Raw genomic sequence first — 19,078 nt, forward strand, 5'->3', positions numbered from 1 at the left:
AGACCTCATGTCAGCCGTCACCACACCAGTCAAAAGATCGACCGAGGCGCGTCCGGCGTCCCCGGAGACCTCAGCCTGGTCGCGCTGGGCCAACGAGCACCGCAAGTGGCTCTTCGCGGCACCCGCCATGGCGTTCGTCGCCCTGCTGATCGTCTTCCCGGTGGCCTGGACCGGGTACCTCAGCCTGACCGACGCCGAGGGCTCGGTACGCGCCGAGAGCGAGTTCATCGGCTTCCAGAACTACCTCGACGTGCTCACCGACACCGACCGCTTCTGGCCGGCCGTGTGGCGCACCGCCCTCTTCACCGGCGTCGTGCTCCTCTTCGAGGTCGTGCTCGGCATGGCGATCGCCCTGCTGCTGTGGCGGCCGTTCCGCGGTGAGAAGTGGGTCCGCGTCGCGATCCTGCTGCCGCTGGTCGCCACCCCGGTCGCGGTCGGCATGATGTGGCGGCTGATCTTCGACCCCAACATCGGCATGGCGAACCAGGTGCTCGGCTGGGTCGGGATCGGCCCCCAGCCCTGGCTGTCCGGGCAGAGCTCGGCCCTGCCCACGACGATGTTCATCGACATCTGGCAGTGGACGCCGATGGTCGTGCTGATCCTGCTCGCCGGCCTGACGTCGCTGTCCGACGAGCCGCAGGAGGCGGCGCTGATCGACGGCGCCAGCACCTGGCAGCGCTTCCGGCACGTCACCCTGCCGCTGCTGATGCCCACCGTGATCGTCGCGGTCCTGCTGCGCGGCATCGACGCCCTGAAGACCTTCGACATCCTCTACGCCACCAAGGGGCGCGGCGGCGGGTCGTTCCACGAGGTGGAGACCCTCAACGTCTACGCCTACGGTCTCAGCTTCGACTACAACGACTACGGCGTCTCGTCGACGGTCCTCATCATCTTCTTCCTGATCATCATCGGGGTGATGTGGGCCCTGACCTACCGCAAGAAGGGGCTGGACCGATGAAGCCGAGCAGGCCGTTCAAGGTCTTCCGGGCGGTGGCCCTGGTCGTCGTGGTGTTCTCGCTGATGGCGCCGTTGCTCTGGATGATCCTCGCCTCGCTGAAGACCAACGTCGACATCTACGACACCGACAAGGCGTTCTCCTTCTCGCCCACGCTGGACAACTACGGCACCGTGCTGGAGCAGGCGAACTACGTCCAGTTCATCGGCAACAGCCTCTGGGTGGCGTTCGCGGCGACCGTGCTGTCGCTCCTGCTCGGCGTGCCCGCCGCGTACTCGATGAGCCGCTTCAACATGAAGAAGTCCGCGCTCGTCGTGCTCATGGCCCGGGTCATCCCCGGCGTCTCGCTGCTGGTGCCCTGGTACTACGTCTTCTCGAACCTGCAGATGGTCGGCGGGTTCACCGTGCTGATCCTCAGCCACATGTTCGTGTCGCTGCCGTTGATCGTCTACATCATGATGGGCTACTTCGACGGCCTGCCCGCCGAACTCGAGGAGGCGGCGCTCGTCGACGGGCTGACCCACATCGGCGCGTTCCGGCGGATCACCCTGCCGCTGTCGGTGCCCGGCATCGCCACTGCGGGGATCCTGTCCTTCATCTTCTCCTGGAACAACTTCATGTTCGCCCTCGTGCTCTCCGGCGCCGACACCAAGACGCTTCCCGTGGCGATCTTCGACTTCGTCGGCTACGCCAGCATCGACTGGGGCGGACTGATGGCGGCGGCCACCGTGGTCACCGTGCCGATCATGGTGATCGCCCTGTTCGTGCAGAAGTACATCGTCTCCGGCCTCACCGCCGGCGCCACGAAGGGCTGAGGACGCCATGACGACAATCGAAAAGGTCGAGACCTTCCTCGTCGCCCCGCGCTGGCTGTTCGTCCGGGTGCAGACCTCCTCCGGCGTCGTCGGCTGGGGCGAGGCGACCTGCGAGGGCCGCTCCGAGACCGTCCGCACCGCCGTCGAGCAGCTCAGCGAACTGCTCATCGGCCAGGACGCGCTGCGCATCGAGGACCACTGGCAGGTCATGACCAAGGGCTCGTTCTACCGGGGCGGGCCGATCCTGGCCAGCGCCGTGTCCGGGCTCGACCAGGCGCTGTGGGACATCGCCGGCAAGCACTTCGGCGCCCCGGTGCACCAGCTGCTCGGCGGCCCGGTCCGGGACCGGATCCGGGTCTACGGCTGGGTCGGCGGCGACGAGCCCGCCGAGGTCCGCGACCAGATCGCCGCCGCCGTCGAGACCGGCCTGACCGCGGTGAAGATGAACGCCTCCGGAAAGATGAGCCCGGTCGCCTCGGTCGCCGAACTCGACGGCGTGGTCCAGCGGGTGGCAGCCGCCCGCGAGGTGCTCGGCGACGAGCGGGACGTGGCGGTCGACTTCCACGGCCGGTTCACCCTCGCCACCGCCCGCCGGGTCGCCCCGCTGCTCGAGCCGTACCGGCCGTTCTTCCTGGAGGAACCGGTGGTCCCGGAGAACTCGCACCTCATCGGCGAGTTCGTCCGCTCCACCACCACGCCGGTGTCGACGGGGGAGCGGCTCTACAGCCGGCAGGAGTTCCTGCCGGTGCTGCAGGCCGGCATCGCGGTCGCCCAGCCGGACCTGTCGCACGCCGGCGGCATCACCGAGGTCCGCAAGATCGCCGCGCTGGCCGAGGTGTACGACGTGCAGCTCGCCCCGCACTGCCCGCTCGGGCCGATCGCCCTCGCGGCCTGCCTGCAGGTCGGCTTCGCCACGCCGAACTACCTGATCCAGGAACAGAGCATCGGCATCCACTACAACCTCGGTGCCGAGGTGCTCGACTACTGCCTCGACAAGACCCCGCTGACGTTCGTCGACGGGTACGTCGAGCGGCTCACGGCACCCGGACTCGGCATCGAGATCGACGAACACGCCGTGCGAACGGCGGACAAGCGCGGCCACGCGTGGCGCAGCCCCACGTGGCGGCACCGTGACGGCTCCTACGCGGAATGGTGATCACATGACCCTCGACCTCACCGCCGAACTCACCGACGCCCGCATCCTCGCGGTCATCCGGGGCACCGACACCGCCGGCGCGATCGCCGCCGGCACCGCCCTGCTGGAGGAGGGCGTACGCCTCGTCGAGGTGGCCCTCACCACGCCGGACGCGCTGCGGGCCGTCGAGGCGCTGCGCGGGGTCGCCCCCGCCGGCTCCCTGGTCGGGGCCGGCACCGTGCTCACCGCCGCCGACGTGGCCGACGTGGCCGCCGCGGGCGCCCAGTTCGTGGTGACGCCGGCCGTGGTCGAGTCGATCCCCGAGGCGGCCCGCCGGGGCATTCCGGTCGCCGCCGGCGCGTTCACCCCGACCGAGGCGTACACCGCCATGCGGATGGGGGCGTCGGCGATCAAGCTGTTCCCGGTGTCGGTCGGGGGCCCGGCGTACCTCAGGGCGGTGCGCGACCCCTTCCCGGACATCCCGTTCGTCGCGGTCGGCGGCGTGGGCCTGGCCGACGTGCCCGGCTACCTGAAGGCCGGCGCGATCGCGGTCGGCGTCGGCGGGCCGCTGGTCGGCGACGCCGCCTCCGGCGGTGACCTGGACGCGCTGCGGACCCGGGCCCGCACCTACCTCGCCGCCGTGCGGGCGCCGGCCGCGTCATGACCGCACCCGACCTGCTCACCTTCGGCGAGACCATGGTGTCGCTGCGCTCCGCCGGCCCGCTCGCCGCCGGCGGACCGCTGACCATGCACCTGGCCGGCGCCGAGTCCAACGTGGCGGTGGGGGTGGCCCGGCTGGGCCACCGGGCCGCCTGGGCCGGCCGGGTGAGCACCGACGAGTTCGGCGAGTACACGCTGCGGCAGTTGCGCGCCGAGGGCGTCGGTGTCGACGGCGTGACCCGCGACCCGGACCGGCCGACCGGCCTGATGTTCCTGGAGCAGCGCACCGCCGACCTGACCCGGGTGCAGTACCACCGGGCCGGATCGGCCGGGTCGGCGCTGCGTGTCGACGACCTGCGGGCGCCGCTGGCCGCCGGCGCCGGAATGCTGCACCTGACCGGGATCACCCCGGCGCTGTCCGACACCGCCCGCGCGGCCACCCGCTGGGCCGCCGAGGCCGCGGCCGAGGCGGGCGTCCCCGTCTGCCTCGACGTCAACTACCGCGCCCGCCTCTGGTCCCGGGACGCCGCCCGCGAGGTGCTCACCCTGCTGGCGGCGTACGCCTCGATCGTCATCGCCTCCGCCGACGAACTCGACCTCGTCGGCGACCCGGGGGCCGACGAGTCCACGGTCGTGGCGGACCTGTTCGGGCGGGGCGTGGACACCGTCCTGGTCAAGCTGGGCGCCGACGGGGCCCGGGCGCACACCCCGGACGGCGTCCAGCACGTCGGGGCGCTGACCGTGACCGCCGTCGACCCCGTCGGCGCCGGGGACGCCTTCACCGCGGGCTACCTGTCCGGCTGGTTCGACGGGCTCGACCTGGCCGGCCGCCTGCGCCGCGCGGCCACCCTCGGCGCCTTCGCGGTCTCCAGCCGAGGCGACTGCGAAGGGCTGCCCCGCCGCGCCGAACTGTCCCTTCTCGACGGCCACGAGACGGGCAGCGTTCTCCGTTAGCCGCCCCGCGCACCTGTAGAAGAAAGGCATCCCGTGAAGATCGTCGCCGCTGACGTCATCGTCTCCAGCCCCGACCGCAACTTCGTCACCCTGAAGATCACCACCGACGACGGGATCACCGGCCTGGGCGACGGCACCCTCAACGGCCGCGAACTGTCGGTCGCCTCGTACCTGCGCGACCACGTCGTCCCGCTGCTGATCGGCCGCGACCCGCACCGCATCGAGGACACCTGGCAGTTCCTGTACCGCTCGGCGTACTGGCGGCGCGGGCCGGTCACCATGGCGGCCATCGCGGCGGTCGACGTGGCGCTGTGGGACATCAAGGCCAAGGCCGCCGGCATGCCGCTGTACCAGCTGCTGGGCGGGGCCTCCCGCACCGGCATCATGGCCTACGGCCACGCCTCCGGCCGCGACATCCCGGAGCTGTTCGACTCGATCCGCCGGCACCTGGAGCTCGGCTTCCGGTCGATCCGCGTGCAGACCTCCGTGCCGGGCATCAACGCCGTGTACGGCGTCGCCGCCCAGCCCAGCGCCGACGGCAAGCGGTACGACTACGAGCCGGCGCAGCGCACCCCGCTGCCGGCAGAGGAGGACTGGGACACCCGCGCCTACCTGCGCCACCTGCCCGGCGTCTTCGAGGCGGTCCGCAACGAGTTCGGCCCGGAGCTGCCGCTGCTGCACGACGGCCACCACCGGATGACCCCGATCCAGGCCGCGAAGCTGGGCAAGGCCCTGGAGCCGTACGACCTGTTCTGGCTGGAGGACTGCACCCCGGCGGAGAACCAGGAGGCGCTGCGGCTGGTCCGCCACCACACCACCACCCCGCTGGCCATCGGCGAGATCTTCAACACGGTGTGGGACTACCAGACCCTCATCCGCGAGCAGCTGATCGACTACGTCCGGTCCGCCGTCACCCACACCGGCGGCATCACGGCCATGCGCAAGCTGCTCGACTTCGCCGCCCAGTACCAGATCAAGTCCGGCATCCACGGCCCGACCGACATCTCGCCGGTCGGCATGGCCGCCGCGCTGCACCTGGACCTCGCCATCCACAACTTCGGCATCCAGGAGTACATGCAGCACGGGCCGCTCACCAACGAGGTCTTCCGGCAGTCGTTCACCTTCACCGACGGCTACCTGCACCCGGGGGAGCAGCCGGGGCTCGGCGTGGAACTCGACGAGGAAGCCGCCGCGAAGTTCCCGTACGTGCCGGCCTACCTGCCGTTCAACCGGCTCAAGGACGGGACCGTCCATGACTGGTGAGAGCCGCCCGGGCACTCCCGCCGCGACCCGGCACGTGGTCGTGATGGGGGTGTCCGGGGCCGGCAAGACGACCGTGGCCCGCGGCATCAGCGCCCGTACCGGCCTGACCTTCGCCGAGGCGGACGAGTTCCACCCGCCGGCCAACGTGGCGCAGATGCGGGCCGGCGTGCCGCTGGACGACGCCGCGCGCCTGCCCTGGCTGCGCGACCTGGCCGCGTGGATGGCCGCCCGCTCCGCCGAGGGCGTGTCGACGGTGCTGGCCTGCTCGGCGCTGAAGCGCTCCTACCGCGACGTGCTGCGCCAGGGGCCGCCGAGCGTCGAGTTCGTCCACCTCGACGGGTCTGCCGAGGTGATCCGCGACCGGATGGCCCAGCGCGCCGGGCACTACATGCCGGCGAGCCTGCTGGAGTCGCAACTGGCGACCCTGGAGCAGCCCCACCCGGACGAGTCGGTGCTGGTGCTCGACGTCTCGCTGGCGCCGGACGAACTCGTCTCGGCGGCCGTCGACGGTCTCGGCCTGCGCACCGGCGTCGCCACCGGCGGGTAGCCGCGGCGCACCGGCCCGGCGCGGCTGCCGGGCCGGTGTCAGCCGGGCAACTCGTCGACGTAGACCCAGCGGCCGTCCTCGCGGACGAACCGGCTGCGCTCGGTCTGCGTCCCAGGCCGACCTCCCGCGCGGTAGTGGGCGCGGAACTCGACGACGCCCGCAGTGTCGAACAGCCCGCCCCGGTCGGCGTCGACGATCTCCAACCCCGTCCAGCGCTGGCCCGGATCCAGGTCGAGCCGGCGTGGCCGGGTCGACGAGTGCCAACTGCGCAGCAGGTACGCCGTGTCGCCGACGGCGAAGGCGCTGTACCGCGAGCGCATCAGTGCCTCGGCGGTCGCCGCGTCGGCCTCGCCCCGGTGCAGTCGCCCGCAGCACTGCGCGTACGGCTGGGCGGACCCGCACGGGCAGGTCCGGTCGGGGTCGTCGGCCGCGCTCCGGCGGGGTCTGGTCGCCACGGGCCCATTCTGGCCGACGGTCCGCCGCGACCGGCGTCCGGACCCGGCACGCGGGCGTCCGACCCGGCGCCGCCCGCCGACGGTGCGGTCCGCCGCCGGAGCACCCGTCGCGCGGGCCGGGTCAGCGGCCGCTCGTCCGGGCTGTCCGCCGGTTGCCGAAGGACTCCATGGTCGTCGCCTTGCGGGCCGGTGCCTTCGTGGTCGCGGCGGCACGGGTCGCGGCGGCCTTCGCCGTCTTCTTCGCGGGCGCCTTCTTCGCCGGCGCGCTCGTGGCCGGCGCCTTCCGGGCGCGGGCGGGGGCCGCCGTGGCGGAGGTGGCCTTCTTCCGGGCCACCCGGGGCGTCGTCGACGTCGGCTTCCCACCCGGGGTCTTGGCCGCGGTCGTTCCGGTGGCCCGTTTCGTGGCCGTCGCCACCTTCTTCGCCGCCGCCGTCCGCTTCATCGGGGCCTTGCGCGCCCCGGTGGCCTTCCTGGCCCGTCCTGCGTCCGCCATCGTCGCTCCTCGGGAATCGGCCCTGGGCGCACCGTCTTCCCCCCGGCCCCGGCGGTCAAACGCCGGCAGGTGCTGGGCGTCCGGCCGGCCGGTACACGCGGGCGCGTGGCGCGGGCCGGATAGCCGCCGACATGTCATCTGGAGAGCGCGACGTAGCGCCACTTGCTGTCGCCCGGGTCCTCCCTACCGTCGCTGAGGTCGATTTCGACCCCGGAAGGCTCCAGGGCATCCCGCAGCCGACGCATCATGGCCGCGCTGAGGTAGTGGTGCTGGAGGTCGAGCCACCTCAGGTGAGTGAGCGGCCGGCCGTTGAGAAGCGCCGCGGCGCCGGTGTCCGACAGGGCGCCCATGGACAGGGCCAGGGACCGCAACTGTGCGACGACGGGAGCCTCGGCGACCGCCGCAGCAATCTCGTCCTGCAGCATGCTGTTGAGCAGTCCCAGGTGACGCAGCGCAGGGAAGCGTTCGCCGGAGAGCAGCGCTGCCAGGTCGGCAACGGTGGTGTCGCCCCCGCGATCCCGGACTCCGAGCCACAGCTCCAGTTCCTTCAGCGCGGGCAACTCGGAGGCGCAGAGTCCGCGCGCCACCTGGGCCGGAAGGCCAGCGCTCTCGAACTCCAGGTACTGCAGCGAAGCGTGGCGCAGCGGTGAGACGGCCATGCCTGGCCCGCCGCGCGCTTCGAACCGCTCCAGCAGAGGGTAGGCGCTCAGCAGGGGGGTCACATCGGTCTGCCGGATCCAGGAGATGTCGCAATCCTCGTAGGGGATGTCCCCGAAGTGGAAGGCTCGCAGGCCGGTCAGTCGGTCCGCTGCGGCGACGGCCAGGTCGAGAATGGGCGCGGGGTCGAACTCATATGCGTCCGCCCAGCCGCCGAATACCAGGGCTCGTACCCCGGCGAGGTCGACCGCCTGGAGGAACCGCTGCCACGTCTCCGCGAAGCTCGGGTCGCTGTCGCACCCGCCACCACTCACGCGCCAGGCCACCGACGCTGCTTCCTGCAGGTCACCGTCAGTGGTGAAGTCGACGACCGGTAGGCCGTGAAACGTGTCTAGGTCACCCGGCATGGTGCGACTCCTCAGTTGCTGTGTTCTCGGTCATCGCTATCGGGGCAGCTCGACCGGCAGCGGCACGGGTCGCTTGGCGACCCGGTCGTCGCCGGAGGACCGCCCGCGCGCGTGCCGGACCAGCCAGGGCAGCAGGTGCCGGCGGGTCCAGGCCAGCTCGGCGCGGAGCACCTCGTGGCGCCGACGGCGCGGTGCGGTCTCCAGCGGGCGCGTCCAACCGTCGTCGGTTTCCGGCAGCCCGACGGTGTGCGCGAGCGCGGCGGCGATCCGCTCGTGGCCGGCGCTGTTGGCGTGTAGCCGGTCGTCGCTCCACAGCCGAGGGTCCGAGGCGACCGGGTGGGCGCCGAGGTCCAGCAGGGTGGCCCCGGTCTCGGCGGTCACGGCGCGCAGCGCGGCGTTCAGCGCGAGCATCCGGCCGCGCAGCGGGCGCGCCAGCGGCATCACCGGCACCGGGTCGGGCAGGGTGAAGGTCAGCACCGTGGCGCCCTGCCCGACCAGCGCCCGCTGCATGGCCCCGACGTCCTCGGCGACCCGGTCGGCGTCGAAGGAGGGGCGCAGCACGTCGTTCATACCGGCCACCACGGTGGCGAGGTCCGGCGCGAGGTCGAGGGCGGGTTGCAGCTGCTCGGCGCGGATGCGGGCAGTGGTGCGTCCCCGGATTGCCAGGTTGGCGTACTCCAGGCCGCCCTGCGCGTGGGCCACCGCGAGGGCGAACCGGTCGGCCCAGCCCCGGTAGCCGCCGGCGCCGTCGGGGTCGTCGAGCCCCTCGGTGGTGCTGTCGCCCACCGCCACGTACCGCTGCCACATCACGTGGGCGAGGGTAGCGGCCGACGGTCAGGCCAACTCGCGGGGCCGCTGCCGGGAAACCTCCGGCTCGGCCTGACCGGGCGGGTGGCGACCTCCGGTCAGAGCCAGCCGGAGCGGCGGAAGAGGCGGTGCAGGACGATCGCGACCAGCGCCATCAGGCCGAGCGTGGCGGCGAAGCCGTAGCGCCAGCCCAGCCCCGGCATGTTGGCGAAGTTCATGCCGTAGATCCCGGCGATCCCGGTCTGGGTGGCGGCGATGGCGGCCCAGGCGGCGATCTTGCGCATGTCGTTGTTCTGGTCCACCGCGAGCTGCGCCAACCGGGACTGCAGGATCGAGTTGAGCAGGTCGTCGTAGGCGGCGACCCGGTCCACCGCCCGGGTCAGCCGGGCGTCCACGTCGACGAACCGGCGGCGCAGGCCGCGCGGCGGGTTGTCGGGGCGCTCGTCGAGCAGCGACCGCAGCGGCGCCTGCAACGGCTGCACCGCCCGCTTGAACTCCACGATCTCCCGCTTGAGCTGGTAGATGTGCTGGATGTCGGCGGACCTGTCGCGCGCGAAGACCGTCTCCTCGACCCGTTCCAGGTCCCGCTCCACGTGCCCGGCGACCTCCATGTAGAGGTCGACCATCCGGCCGCAGACCGCGTACGCCACCGCCCACGGGCCCTCCGCGAGCACTGCCGGGCGGCGCTCGATGTCGGCGCGGACCGGGGCGAGCGCGCCAGCGGCGCCGTGCCGCACGGTGATGACGAAACGGTCGCCGAGCAGCACCATCACGTCCCCGGTGTCGATCACCTCCGAGGTGTCGGTCAGCTCGGCGTGCTCCACGTACCCGGCGGTGCGCAGCACCAGCAGGGTCACGCCGCCGTCGCGCCGCACCGTGGGGCGGTGGCCGTCGGCGAGCGCCTGCTCGACCGTCAGGTCGTCCAGCCCGAACGTGCGGCCGACCGCCGCCATCACCGCCGGGTCCGGCTCATGCAGACCCAACCAGACGAAGGCGCCGCGGCTGCGGCGACTGCGGGCGTACGCGTCGGCGTAGTGCGGGCGGCCCGGCTCGCGCCGTCCGTCGACGTAGACGGCGCAGTCCACCACGGCGTCCGGGTTGGACCGTCGCGGCTCCCGCTCGCGCTGCCCGGGGACCGGCCGGCCGAGCAGCCGGTCGAACACGGCCGACAACCGCAGCCGCTCCCTCACCCGCTGCGCCACCCGTCCACCTCCGCGTCGCCGGCATCCGCGCGGACACCGTACTCGGGCCCGGCGAATCCTGGGTCACGGCACCCGGGTGGCGAAGACGACGACGTTGTCGACGTAACCGCCGACGCGCCGGTCGAACCGGCCGCCGCAGGTGATCAGGCGCAGGCCGGCCGCCCCGCTGGGGCCGTAGACCAGGTCGGTGGGGAAGCGGTCCTTCGGGTACGACGCGACACCGTCGACGGCGAAGGTCGCGACGCTGGCGTCGGCGCGGGTGATCCGCACCGTGTCGCCGGCCCGGAGCCGGCCGAGGTCGAAGAAGACGGCCGGCCCGGCGGCGGAGTCCACGTGCCCGACGATCACCGCGTTGCCGGTCTCGCCGGGGCTGACTCCGTGCCGGTACCAGCCGGCGAGGGTGGGCCGGTCCAGCGGTGGCACCTCCAGGCGCCCGTCGGCGTCGGCGCCCACCGGGACGATCGGGGCCCGCACGTCGATGGCCGGGATCCGCACGTCCACCGGTTCGGCCCGGCCCAGTGGCGGCACCGGCGGCGCGGGACGGGCCCCGGGCGGCGCGTCGGCGGCCCCGGGCCGGGGCGGGCGCGGCGGGGTCGTCGCCACCCCGGCGGTGACCAGGCCGAGCCCGGTGGTGCCGAGCAGGGCGACGACCGCTACCGCCCATCCGGGCCTGCGCCAGGACACGTTCCCACCTCCGTACGCGTTCGCCCGGGTGCCCGCTCCGGCGTTCACCGGTGCGGGCACCCGTCGCAGGGATGGACGGCTCGGCCGTCGGTCAGAGCGTGGCGCCGGCCATGTGGCGTCGGCGGCGGGCCAGGATCAGGGCGCCTCCGGCGGCGGAGCCGAGCAGGACGCCACCGGCGGCGAGCGCGCCGGCCCCGTCGGTGTCGTCGCGGCCGCCGGCCTGGGCGCCGCCGATCGGGGTGACGGTGAACGTCGCGCTGCCGGCCGCGCTGCCGTCGCCGCAGGTTGCGGTCACCGTGTAGGTGCCCAGGGTGAACCCGGCGGTGAAGAGTTCCGCGCTCAGACCGCCGCCGGCCGCCGCCGTGGTGGACCGGACGTTCTGGTCGCGGTCGGGACCGGTGACGTGGAAGATCGCGTCGCCGGACTTGGGGTTGCACGTCGTCGCGGTGAGCACGACCGTCCCGCCGACCGGAGTGGTGGCAGGTGACACGACGGTGTCGGCCAGCGCGGCGCCCGGGAGCAGGAGCGTGCTGAGGCCCACGCCGACCGCCGCCGATACGAGAACTGTTGTGACCTTCATACGCGTCTTCCCTCACTTTTCGTCCGCTGACTGCGTGGGACGTCGTTCGGGTGGCCAACTCCGTGACTAGCACCGGTGTGACCAACCCTAGGAGGGTTGGACCCCCGATCCGGTGAAAATGAGAAATCCTCGTTGCCGTCACGTGTCCACCCCGGAGGCGGAGGGAGCAGCGGAAATGCCGGCACGGCCCGCCCGCGAGGGTTGGCCGGGGTCGATGCCGTCAGTGCCGGGCTGTCTGGGCCTGGGTCGGTCCCGGCCCGTTGCGGGGACGATGCCGCGGGGCGGGCGGCCTCGTCCGCGTCGCCGCCGTCGCCGTGTGCGCACCGAACCGGTGGCGAGGTGTTCCACCTGCACGGAAAAGTGCCCTCCGGAACAGGCGGACGAGACCTTGGGATGTCTCGTCGTGCCAGCCCGGAAGGCACTTTCGCGTTCCCGGCCTACCGGCCGGGCGGCCCTCAGAAAAACGTCGAGGCTAACAGGTTGACGAACTGGAAATCCGGATCTTGTCAACGGTGCCGTACTGGGACAGGTAGAGCGGGCTGTCCGGGCGGAGGCAGATCTGCCTGCCGTTGGTGAAGTGGAAGTAGGCGACGTCGTCGTTGCGGGAGTTGAAGGCGTAGGCGGAGCCACGGCTTGACGAGCCGAGAGTCTGCCAGGTGCTGGTAACGTCCTGGTACGCCGCAGTCGGCCGCTGCGCCGTCCAGTCGCTGGGGGTGAGGTAGAAGCACACGCGCGGATAGGTGCACCCGTAACGAGTGCTGGCCTGCGCGGCCATTGGAGCCACCAGTGCGCCGGCGACCAACGATGAGGCGACAACCGCGGCTGAGGCGACGACTCTCTTCAACATGTAATAGACCTCCCCGTGCGTACCGCCCCGCGGCAGTACGCATTTAAGGTGACATATGTAACTAATTGTTGTCAATGGCTGCGCGCCAGTGTCGGGGCGAATCCCGCGTGCCGGATGTCGGCGGGGCCGATAGGGTCGCCCGGTGACGGAGATCAGGACCGAACGGCTGCTGCTGCGGAGCTGGCGGGATTCCGACCTCGCCCCGTGGGCGGCGATGAACGCCGACCCCGAGGTGCGCGAGCACCTCGGCCCGCTGCTCAGCGCCGAGCAGGCCGCCGCCTCGGCGCGGTCGTTCCAGGCCGACATCGACACGCTCGGCTACGGCTTCTGGGCCGTCGAGGTCCGCGACGGTGGCCGGTTCATCGGCTTCGCCGGCCTGGACCGCGTCGACGACGGGCTCCCGGTCAGCGGGGTGGAGGCCGGGTGGCGGCTCGCCCGCTCCGCCTGGGGCCACGGCTACGCCACCGAGGCGGCCCGGGCCGTCGTGCGGTACGGCTTCGACACCGTCGGGCTGCCGGAGATCCTGGCGATCACCACCGCGACGAACGTACGCTCCCAGGCGGTCATGCGCCGCCTCGGCATGACCACCGACCCGGCCGACGACTTCGACGACCCGGACGTCGAGTCCGGCCCGCTGCGCCGGCTGGTCGTCTACCGCACCCGGGCGGGGGACCGCTGAGCACCTGACGCGCTGCCCGGTCGGCCGGCGTGCCGGTCAGGGCAGGACAGCCGTCCGCTCCTGTGCCGCGCGGAACTGCCGGTCGACCAGGGCCAGCAGGGCGGCGTGCGTCTCCGCGTCCGCCGCGACGAGCAGCCCGCCGACGCCGGTGTGCAGGGGCTGCCCCCTCAGGCCGGTCACCACGCACCCCGCGGCCTGGCACAGGGCGATGCCGCTGGCGAAGTGCACGCTGTCCCGGACGTCCCGGTCGGTGACGTACGCGGCCCGCCGCCCGGCGGCCACCCACGCCAGGGCCAGCGTCGTGGAGAGCACCCGGGGGCGGAACCGCGCGGCGAACTCCGGATCGGCGAGCAGCCGCAGCGCGTCGAACACGGGCGCGTTCGGGAACGGCGGGTCGAGGTCGACGTCCACCAGCCGCGACCGGGCCGACGGCACCAGGGCCTCGTCGACGCCGTCGCGGCGCACGTGGGCGCGGCCGTCCCCGACCCAGAACAACTCCCCGGCGAGCGGGTCGGCGGTCGCCGCGGCGGTGATCTCCGCGTCGACCCGCAACGCCACGTTCACTGCGGCGAGCGGGGTCCGTGCCGCGTAGTTCAGCGTGCCGCAGAGCGGATCGACCAGCCAGGTCCGGGCCGCCGAGCGGGAGCCGCTGTGCCCGCTCTCTTCCCCCAGCACGGCGTCGTCCGGCCGCGCACCGCACAGGACGTCGAGGATGGCCTGCTCCGACTCCAGGTCGGCCACGGTGGCGAAGTCGCCGGGGCCCTTGTCGAACCGGTCCAGCGTGCCGCCGTAGCGGGCCCGTACGACGGCCGCGCCGGCCTCCGCCGCGGCGATGGCCAGATCGGGGTCGGCGTGCGCCATGGCTGCACCGTAGACCAGCGCCCGCCGGCGTCGACGGCGACGGGTGAGGCGGTCGGGCGGCGACCGCTTCGACAGCTCTGCCCGATGGGTTGGTGGCGTGCCACGGGCGCTGTCGAGCTGCCCCGCCTGTAGGACCACACCCCGTCGCAGCACGCTCCGGTCGGGCTGCGCGGCACGGTGTGCCCCATCTGTGCGGGCAGCTCGACAGCGGCCATGCAGCGGCCCCCGTGGTCCCGATCCTGGCGTCGGTGTCCCAGGCCCGCCCGGCGTCAGGCCCGCACGGTGGGATCGGTCACCCAGCCGGCGAGCAGCACCAACCCGGTGAACCGGTGCACGGCGAGGAACCCGAAGGGGCGGTCGACGTCGAGGCGCACCCGCCGCCTGCGCGCGGTGAGTCGCGGCGGGGCGGAACCCGCCCGCGTGGAGAGGGCGGTGACCACGGCGGCGCGGAAGCCCGTCGCGCTGAAGGTGGCCGTCGCGCTCTGCCGCGCCTGCGAGACGGACAGGAGCCGGGCGATGCCGGGGAAGTGGTCGCCGTCCCCGGTCGCGGTCGCCAGGCCGAACGTCGCCGGCCGCTTCAGCAGGTCGTGGTCGGCGGTGACCGTGAAGCCGACCGTGGAGACGTACAGCTCCGGCCGGTCGTCGTACGCGTCCACGACCTGTTCGGTGACCCCGGGGCCGGCGGCGGCGGGCAGCGCGGCCGGCGCGCCGAGGCCGCCGATCGCGGCGGGCAGCACCTCCGCCGCCGTGCGCCCGGGCGCGCCCAGGGCGAGCACCACGTCGACGTCCTCGGTGCCGCGCACGGTCAGCAGGCTCAGCGGGCCGGCGGCGGTGTCGGCGACCCGGAGCGCGTCGAGGTCGTGGCTCAGCCGGCCCAGCCCGGCGAGTCGGCGGCCCCGCCACGGCCCGTCGGCCGGCTCGCATCGGGCGTCCCGGAACGGCTCGGCCCACTCGGTCAGCAGCGACAGCGCGCTGGCCAGGACCATCGCGGTGTCCGGGGTGACCGGCACCGGCATCCGGGGGACCAGACCGTCGGTGTGGGTGGCGGCCCACTCGTCGAGGGCCCGCTGGTCCTGCGCCTCGTCGCCGGTCAACTCCCCGCGCATGGCCGCCGGCACCTCCCGCAGCCACCGGTCGGTCAGCCGGAGATCCCGCCGCGCCCAGGTGGCGAGCGCGAGCCGGGTGGTGGGGGAGCGGTCCAGGTCGAACCGGGCCGGATCGGGGGCGACCGCGAGCAGCTCGTCGCGGGCCGGCCCGGCGGCGTAGGGGGCGAGCAGCGCCAGCAGCGGGTACACGCCCGCGCCGGACAGGACGGTCTGCTCCCCGTCCAGCGTGGACGCCCAGCGGGCGGTGAGCGCGTTGGCGGCCGTGGTGCTCATGCGGTCCGGACCCTCCGGGTGGTGGCGACGGTGCCCGTCGCCCGGCGGGGCGACCGCCGGCACCCTACCGCCGTCCGGCGCCCGGCGGGTGCCCGCGACCGCCGGCCCGGCCGGCCGGTGGCCGGTCGTCGGGAAAGGTGTGGCAGCGTGGTCGGCGTGACCACCTCCGCACCGCTGGACGTCGACCTGGCCCTGGTCGGCGGCGGCGGTGCCGCGTCGCTGGTGCTCGCCGCCCTGGACCGGCACGGTGTGCGTGACCTGCGGGTCGCCGTCGTCGACCCGGTCCACCGGCGCGGCCAGGACCGCACCTGGGCGTTCTGGGACCACCCCGGCAACGACCTGGACCCGCTGTTGGCCGCGAGCTGGCAACAGGTCGAGGTCGCGACGCCCGCCGGCCGCCGCGTCCTGGACCTCGCCCCGCTGCGGTACGCCATGGTGCGCTCGGGCCCGGTCTACGACCGGGCTGCCGAGGCCGAGCGGCGGCTCGGCGTACGGCGGATCGTCGCGCCCGTCGACGCCCTGTACGACGACGGCGGGCACGTCACGGTGCACGTCGGCGGGGGCCGGCCGGCGCTCCGCGCGTCGTGGGTGCTGGACTCCCGGCCCCGGCCGCCCCGCCGGCCCGGCCGCACCAACTGGCTCCAGCACTTCCGGGGCTGGTGGCTGGAGTCCGACGCGCCGGTCTTCGACCCGGCCCGGGCCGTCCTGATGGACTTCCGCACCCCGCAGCCCGCCCGGGGCGTGTCGTTCGGTTACGTCCTGCCGGTCAGCGACCGGTACGCCCTGGTCGAGTACACGGAGTTCTCACCCGACCTGCTCAGCGACGCCGGGTACGACGCCGCGCTGGCCGGCTACCGCGACCTGCTCGGCCTCGACCCGGCGCGGCTGCGGGTGCGGGAGGTGGAGAACGGCGTGATTCCCATGACCGACGGCCCGTTCGACGCCCGGCCCTCGCCCCGGGTGGTCCGCCTCGGCACGGCGGGCGGCGCCACCCGGCCCTCCACCGGCTTCACCTTCTCCGCCATGCGCCGCCAGGCCGAGCAGGTCGCCGCTGCCCTCGTGGCCGGCCGGCCGCCGGTACCCGGGCCCGCGTACCCCCGTCGCCACCGCTGGATGGACGCGGTCGCGCTCCGGGCGCTGGACGCCGGCGGCGTCGGCGGGCCGGACTTCTTCGACCGGCTCTTCGACCGCAACCCGGCCGAGCGCGTGCTGCGGTTCCTCGACGGCGCCACCACCCCGGCGGAGGAACTGGCGGTGATGAGCTCCACCCGGCTGCTGCCGATGGTCGCCGCCGCTGCCGGCGACGTCGTCGCCCGGCTCCGGGACCGCCTCGACCCGGCTCGCCGGTCGGCGACGTGGACGGTCCCGCCGCCGGTGCGCGGCGGCCGGACCGACGCCGACGGCTGACGGCGGGCGTGCGGTTGTCATCGTAGGCGTGGCGGCGGGCCGGCCCTCCCGTCCGAGGATCGACGGCCGCGGCGCCGGGTCGGCTGCCCCGACGGCGGGAGAGCCGGTCGGGATTCGGTAGGTTGCCGACATGGCGGACGAGACGACCGGCAGGGTCGTGCAGATCTGGACCGACGGGGCGTGCAGCGGCAACCCCGGCCCCGGAGGGTGGGGCGTGGTGCTGCGCTACGGCGCGCACGAGCGGGAGCTCTGCGGCGGCGAGGCGACCCCGACCACCAACAACCGGATGGAGCTGATGGCCGCCATCCAGGCCCTGGAGAGCCTGACCCGGCCGGTCACCGTCGAGCTGCACACCGACAGCACGTACGTGCGCAACGGCATCACCAGCTGGCTCGCCTCGTGGAAGCGCAACGGCTGGCGGACCGCCGCGAAGCAGCCGGTCAAGAACGCCGACCTGTGGCAGCGGCTGGAGGCCGCGTGCGCCCGGCACCGGGTCACCTGGCTGTGGGTGAAGGGGCACAACGGCCACCCGGAGAACGAGCGCGCCGACGCGCTGGCCAACCGCGGCATGACCGAGGCCCGCGCCACCGCGGTCCCGGTCGGCCGCTGACCCGGTCACCCCGGCGGCCGGCCGGCGTTGGCGACTACTCGCGGTTCGGGTCGACGGTGCCGGAGACGTCCGCCACGTCGTAGCCTGCGCGGCTGACCTCCCGGGCCGAGCGCCGGTCCTCGGCCGGCAGGTCCGCGAAGTCGTCGCCGGTGTCGTCGGTGCTGCTCAGGGACTCACCCGGCGGCCGCAGCGACGCCTGCATGGCGGTCGCGCCGTCCGGCTCGTCGGTGGCGGCCCGGTCGGTACGGTTCTGTTCGGTCATGCCCGCACTCCTGCCCCCGTGAGGTGATCGCAAACGCCCGGTCCCGGGCTCAACGCGCCGCGTCCGGGTGACCCGGCATGCCGGATCCGCCGCTGGAGCTGCCCGACGCGCCGCCCGCCACGCCGGACCCGTCGTCCTCGGTGACCAGGTCGGGCTTCGCCGTCGTGTCGTCCGGCGCCGGGACGTCGGTGTCCGCCTCCACCTGGACCAGCCGGCGCTGGCCGGCCTCGTCCTCGGCGTGCGCCGGGTCGACCGGCAGCTCGCCGTCGCGTGCCCGATACCCCACCGCTGCCTCCCCGTCGCCGGTGCCGTTCCGGCCCCGGCTACCCGGCGGCGACGGGGTGAAACGTCGTCCCGCAGCGGCACCGGGCGGTGGGCGGGAGCGGGGTCAGCGCCGCCGGGTGGGACGGCCGGGCCGCCCGGGGGAGCGCGGTGCGCGGCGTACCGGGGTGAGCGCCAGCGGCGACCAGTGCCCGGGGCGCGTCCGGCCGGGTGGCAGCGCGGTGTGCTGGTCGCCCCGGGCGGCGTCGAGCTGCGACTGGTGCAGGAACAGGCTGCCGGACAGGTCCGCGCCGCGCAGGTCCGCCCCGCGCAGGTCGGCGCCCGTCAGGTCGGCCAGGCCGAGGTCGACGCCGCGCAGGTCCGCCCCGATCAGCAGCGCCCCGCGCAGGTTCGCCCGGCGCAGGTCGGCCCGGCGCAGGTCGACGCCGAACAGCTGGGCGCCCCGCCGGTCCGCGCCGGCCCGGCCGCCCCGTGCCCGGGCCGCGTCCCCGGCGCGGGACAGCAGCGGGTTGACCCGCCCCCGGTACGCGTCCACGTCGAGCGCCCGCAGCGTCTCCGGGGGCTCCCGGGTCAGCCGCTCGGTCTCGGCGAGCGCCCCGGCCAGCTCGTCGCGCAGCGGCTGCGGCGGGCGCAGCGCGAGCGCCTCGGTCAGGTACCAGAGCAGCTCGTGCAGGGGCCGCATCACCGCGAACGTGTCGAACATGCTCGCCGCGGTCTCCGGCGCGTCGTGCCAGTCCCGCCCGCCGAAGGTGTGCTGGGCCACCCGCTGCCCCGCGCCGAAGCAGTCGAAAACCGTGCAGCCGGGGAAGCCCCGCTCGCGCAGGTCGGCGTGGATGCCGCAGCGCGAGTCGGACCCCAGGTTCGGGCAGGGGCGCCCGGCCGGCTTGTCGACGGCGAAGTCGGCCGACGCGGAGAAGGCCGGCGCGACGCAGCAGAGCCCGAAGCACCGGGCGCAGTCCGCGCGCAGGTCGTCCGCCGCCGACGATGACGACCGGGGTGTTTCCGACACGCTGACCGTTCTCCTGCCGATCGTGACCCTTCCGCTCGCCGGGACGCGGGCGGACCTCCCATTGTCCCGCGCGGCGCTGGTGGCCCGCCCGGCGGGCCGGGCCACCAGCGCAGAGCGCGCGTCGGGCC

Annotated in this window: 23 protein-coding genes; 10 read left to right on the forward strand and 13 right to left on the reverse strand. The window is 74.0% G+C overall.

From position 1 onward, the window contains the following. Positions 1-7: 7 nt before the first annotated feature. The 7 genes from ABT006_RS19575 to ABT006_RS19605 are packed head-to-tail and all read left to right on the forward strand — an operon-like array spanning position 8 to position 6,329. Positions 8-958, forward strand: a complete 951-nt coding sequence (locus ABT006_RS19575) for a carbohydrate ABC transporter permease (RefSeq protein WP_350708215.1) — start codon at positions 8-10, stop codon at positions 956-958. After that, positions 955-1,770, forward strand: coding sequence for a carbohydrate ABC transporter permease (locus ABT006_RS19580; RefSeq protein WP_350708217.1), 816 nt, complete (start codon positions 955-957; stop codon positions 1,768-1,770). The genes ABT006_RS19575 and ABT006_RS19580 overlap by 4 nt, the downstream gene beginning before the upstream one ends. 7 nt (positions 1,771-1,777) lie before the next feature. Further along, positions 1,778-2,926 (forward strand): galactonate dehydratase, encoded by a 1,149-nt coding sequence (gene dgoD, locus ABT006_RS19585; protein WP_350708219.1) that lies wholly within the window; start codon positions 1,778-1,780, stop codon positions 2,924-2,926. 4 nt (positions 2,927-2,930) lie between these two features. Beyond that, a complete protein-coding gene (locus tag ABT006_RS19590; protein ID WP_350708221.1) occupies positions 2,931-3,569 on the forward strand; it encodes a bifunctional 4-hydroxy-2-oxoglutarate aldolase/2-dehydro-3-deoxy-phosphogluconate aldolase in 639 nt (212 codons plus the stop codon). Then, positions 3,566-4,519 (forward strand): sugar kinase, encoded by a 954-nt coding sequence (locus ABT006_RS19595; RefSeq protein ID WP_350708223.1) that lies wholly within the window; start codon positions 3,566-3,568, stop codon positions 4,517-4,519. The genes ABT006_RS19590 and ABT006_RS19595 overlap by 4 nt, the downstream gene beginning before the upstream one ends. Positions 4,520-4,552: 33 nt before the next feature. Continuing rightward, positions 4,553-5,782: a D-mannonate dehydratase ManD gene (gene manD, locus ABT006_RS19600; RefSeq protein ID WP_350708225.1), complete on the forward strand. Its 1,230-nt coding sequence runs from the start codon at positions 4,553-4,555 to the stop codon at positions 5,780-5,782. Next, entirely contained in the window at positions 5,772-6,329 is a 558-nt protein-coding gene (locus ABT006_RS19605) for a gluconokinase (RefSeq protein ID WP_350708227.1), read from the forward strand. Before manD ends, ABT006_RS19605 begins: the two co-directional genes overlap by 11 nt. Before the next feature lie 38 nt (positions 6,330-6,367). Here ABT006_RS19605 and ABT006_RS19610 read toward each other — a convergent pair whose 3' ends face one another. The 8 genes from ABT006_RS19610 to ABT006_RS19645 all read right to left on the reverse strand — a co-directional run bounded on the left by ABT006_RS19610 (position 6,368) and on the right by ABT006_RS19645 (position 12,344). Further along, positions 6,368-6,784 carry a YchJ family protein gene (locus tag ABT006_RS19610; RefSeq protein ID WP_350708229.1) on the reverse strand — a complete coding sequence of 139 codons (417 nt, stop codon included), beginning with the start codon at positions 6,782-6,784 and terminating at the stop codon, positions 6,368-6,370. Between the two features lie 121 nt (positions 6,785-6,905). Then, on the reverse strand, positions 6,906-7,277 hold the full coding sequence (locus ABT006_RS19615) for a hypothetical protein (RefSeq protein ID WP_350708231.1): 372 nt from the start codon (positions 7,275-7,277) through the stop codon (positions 6,906-6,908). Between the two features lie 134 nt (positions 7,278-7,411). Continuing rightward, positions 7,412-8,341 (reverse strand): STM4015 family protein, encoded by a 930-nt coding sequence (locus tag ABT006_RS19620; protein ID WP_350708233.1) that lies wholly within the window; start codon positions 8,339-8,341, stop codon positions 7,412-7,414. Between the two features lie 36 nt (positions 8,342-8,377). Continuing rightward, positions 8,378-9,148: an SGNH/GDSL hydrolase family protein gene (locus ABT006_RS19625; protein ID WP_350708364.1), complete on the reverse strand. Its 771-nt coding sequence runs from the start codon at positions 9,146-9,148 to the stop codon at positions 8,378-8,380. 98 nt (positions 9,149-9,246) lie between these two features. Further along, entirely contained in the window at positions 9,247-10,350 is a 1,104-nt protein-coding gene (locus ABT006_RS19630; RefSeq protein WP_350708235.1) for a magnesium and cobalt transport protein CorA, read from the reverse strand. Positions 10,351-10,413: 63 nt separating this feature from the next. Continuing rightward, on the reverse strand, positions 10,414-11,034 hold the full coding sequence (locus ABT006_RS19635; RefSeq protein ID WP_350708237.1) for a class F sortase: 621 nt from the start codon (positions 11,032-11,034) through the stop codon (positions 10,414-10,416). A gap of 91 nt (positions 11,035-11,125) precedes the next feature. After that, positions 11,126-11,614: a hypothetical protein gene (locus tag ABT006_RS19640; RefSeq protein WP_350708239.1), complete on the reverse strand. Its 489-nt coding sequence runs from the start codon at positions 11,612-11,614 to the stop codon at positions 11,126-11,128. A gap of 472 nt (positions 11,615-12,086) precedes the next feature. Then, positions 12,087-12,344, reverse strand: a complete 258-nt coding sequence (locus ABT006_RS19645; RefSeq protein ID WP_350708241.1) for a hypothetical protein — start codon at positions 12,342-12,344, stop codon at positions 12,087-12,089. 259 nt (positions 12,345-12,603) lie between these two features. Here ABT006_RS19645 and ABT006_RS19650 point away from each other — a divergent pair, with 259 nt between their 5' ends. Then, on the forward strand, positions 12,604-13,140 hold the full coding sequence (locus ABT006_RS19650; protein WP_350708243.1) for a GNAT family N-acetyltransferase: 537 nt from the start codon (positions 12,604-12,606) through the stop codon (positions 13,138-13,140). A gap of 36 nt (positions 13,141-13,176) precedes the next feature. Here ABT006_RS19650 and ABT006_RS19655 read toward each other — a convergent pair whose 3' ends face one another. Both ABT006_RS19655 and ABT006_RS19660 read right to left on the reverse strand, forming a co-directional pair. Next, the gene (locus ABT006_RS19655) at positions 13,177-14,001 is read right to left on the reverse strand and encodes an inositol monophosphatase family protein (RefSeq protein ID WP_350708245.1); all 825 of its coding nucleotides are present in this window, start codon (positions 13,999-14,001) and stop codon (positions 13,177-13,179) included. A 269-nt stretch (positions 14,002-14,270) separates the two neighbouring features. Further along, positions 14,271-15,380 (reverse strand): hypothetical protein, encoded by a 1,110-nt coding sequence (locus ABT006_RS19660; protein WP_350708246.1) that lies wholly within the window; start codon positions 15,378-15,380, stop codon positions 14,271-14,273. Between the two features lie 156 nt (positions 15,381-15,536). Here ABT006_RS19660 and ABT006_RS19665 point away from each other — a divergent pair, with 156 nt between their 5' ends. Together ABT006_RS19665 and rnhA are read left to right on the forward strand one after the other, a co-directional pair. Then, positions 15,537-16,787 carry a lycopene cyclase family protein gene (locus ABT006_RS19665; protein ID WP_350708248.1) on the forward strand — a complete coding sequence of 417 codons (1,251 nt, stop codon included), beginning with the start codon at positions 15,537-15,539 and terminating at the stop codon, positions 16,785-16,787. A gap of 130 nt (positions 16,788-16,917) precedes the next feature. Continuing rightward, a complete protein-coding gene (rnhA, locus tag ABT006_RS19670; RefSeq protein WP_350708250.1) occupies positions 16,918-17,397 on the forward strand; it encodes a ribonuclease HI in 480 nt (159 codons plus the stop codon). A 34-nt stretch (positions 17,398-17,431) separates the two neighbouring features. Here rnhA and ABT006_RS19675 read toward each other — a convergent pair whose 3' ends face one another. The 3 genes from ABT006_RS19675 to ABT006_RS19685 form a co-directional block, all read right to left on the reverse strand. Further along, the gene (locus ABT006_RS19675) at positions 17,432-17,659 is read right to left on the reverse strand and encodes a hypothetical protein (RefSeq protein ID WP_350684980.1); all 228 of its coding nucleotides are present in this window, start codon (positions 17,657-17,659) and stop codon (positions 17,432-17,434) included. A 49-nt stretch (positions 17,660-17,708) separates the two neighbouring features. Continuing rightward, a complete protein-coding gene (locus tag ABT006_RS19680) occupies positions 17,709-17,945 on the reverse strand; it encodes a preprotein translocase YidC (RefSeq protein ID WP_350708252.1) in 237 nt (78 codons plus the stop codon). A gap of 102 nt (positions 17,946-18,047) precedes the next feature. Then, positions 18,048-18,950 (reverse strand): pentapeptide repeat-containing protein, encoded by a 903-nt coding sequence (locus ABT006_RS19685; protein WP_350708254.1) that lies wholly within the window; start codon positions 18,948-18,950, stop codon positions 18,048-18,050. Between the last annotated feature and the right edge of the window lie 128 nt (positions 18,951-19,078).

Source organism: Micromonospora sp. NPDC002717 (genome assembly GCF_040295705.1).
Classification (GTDB): domain Bacteria; phylum Actinomycetota; class Actinomycetes; order Mycobacteriales; family Micromonosporaceae; genus Micromonospora.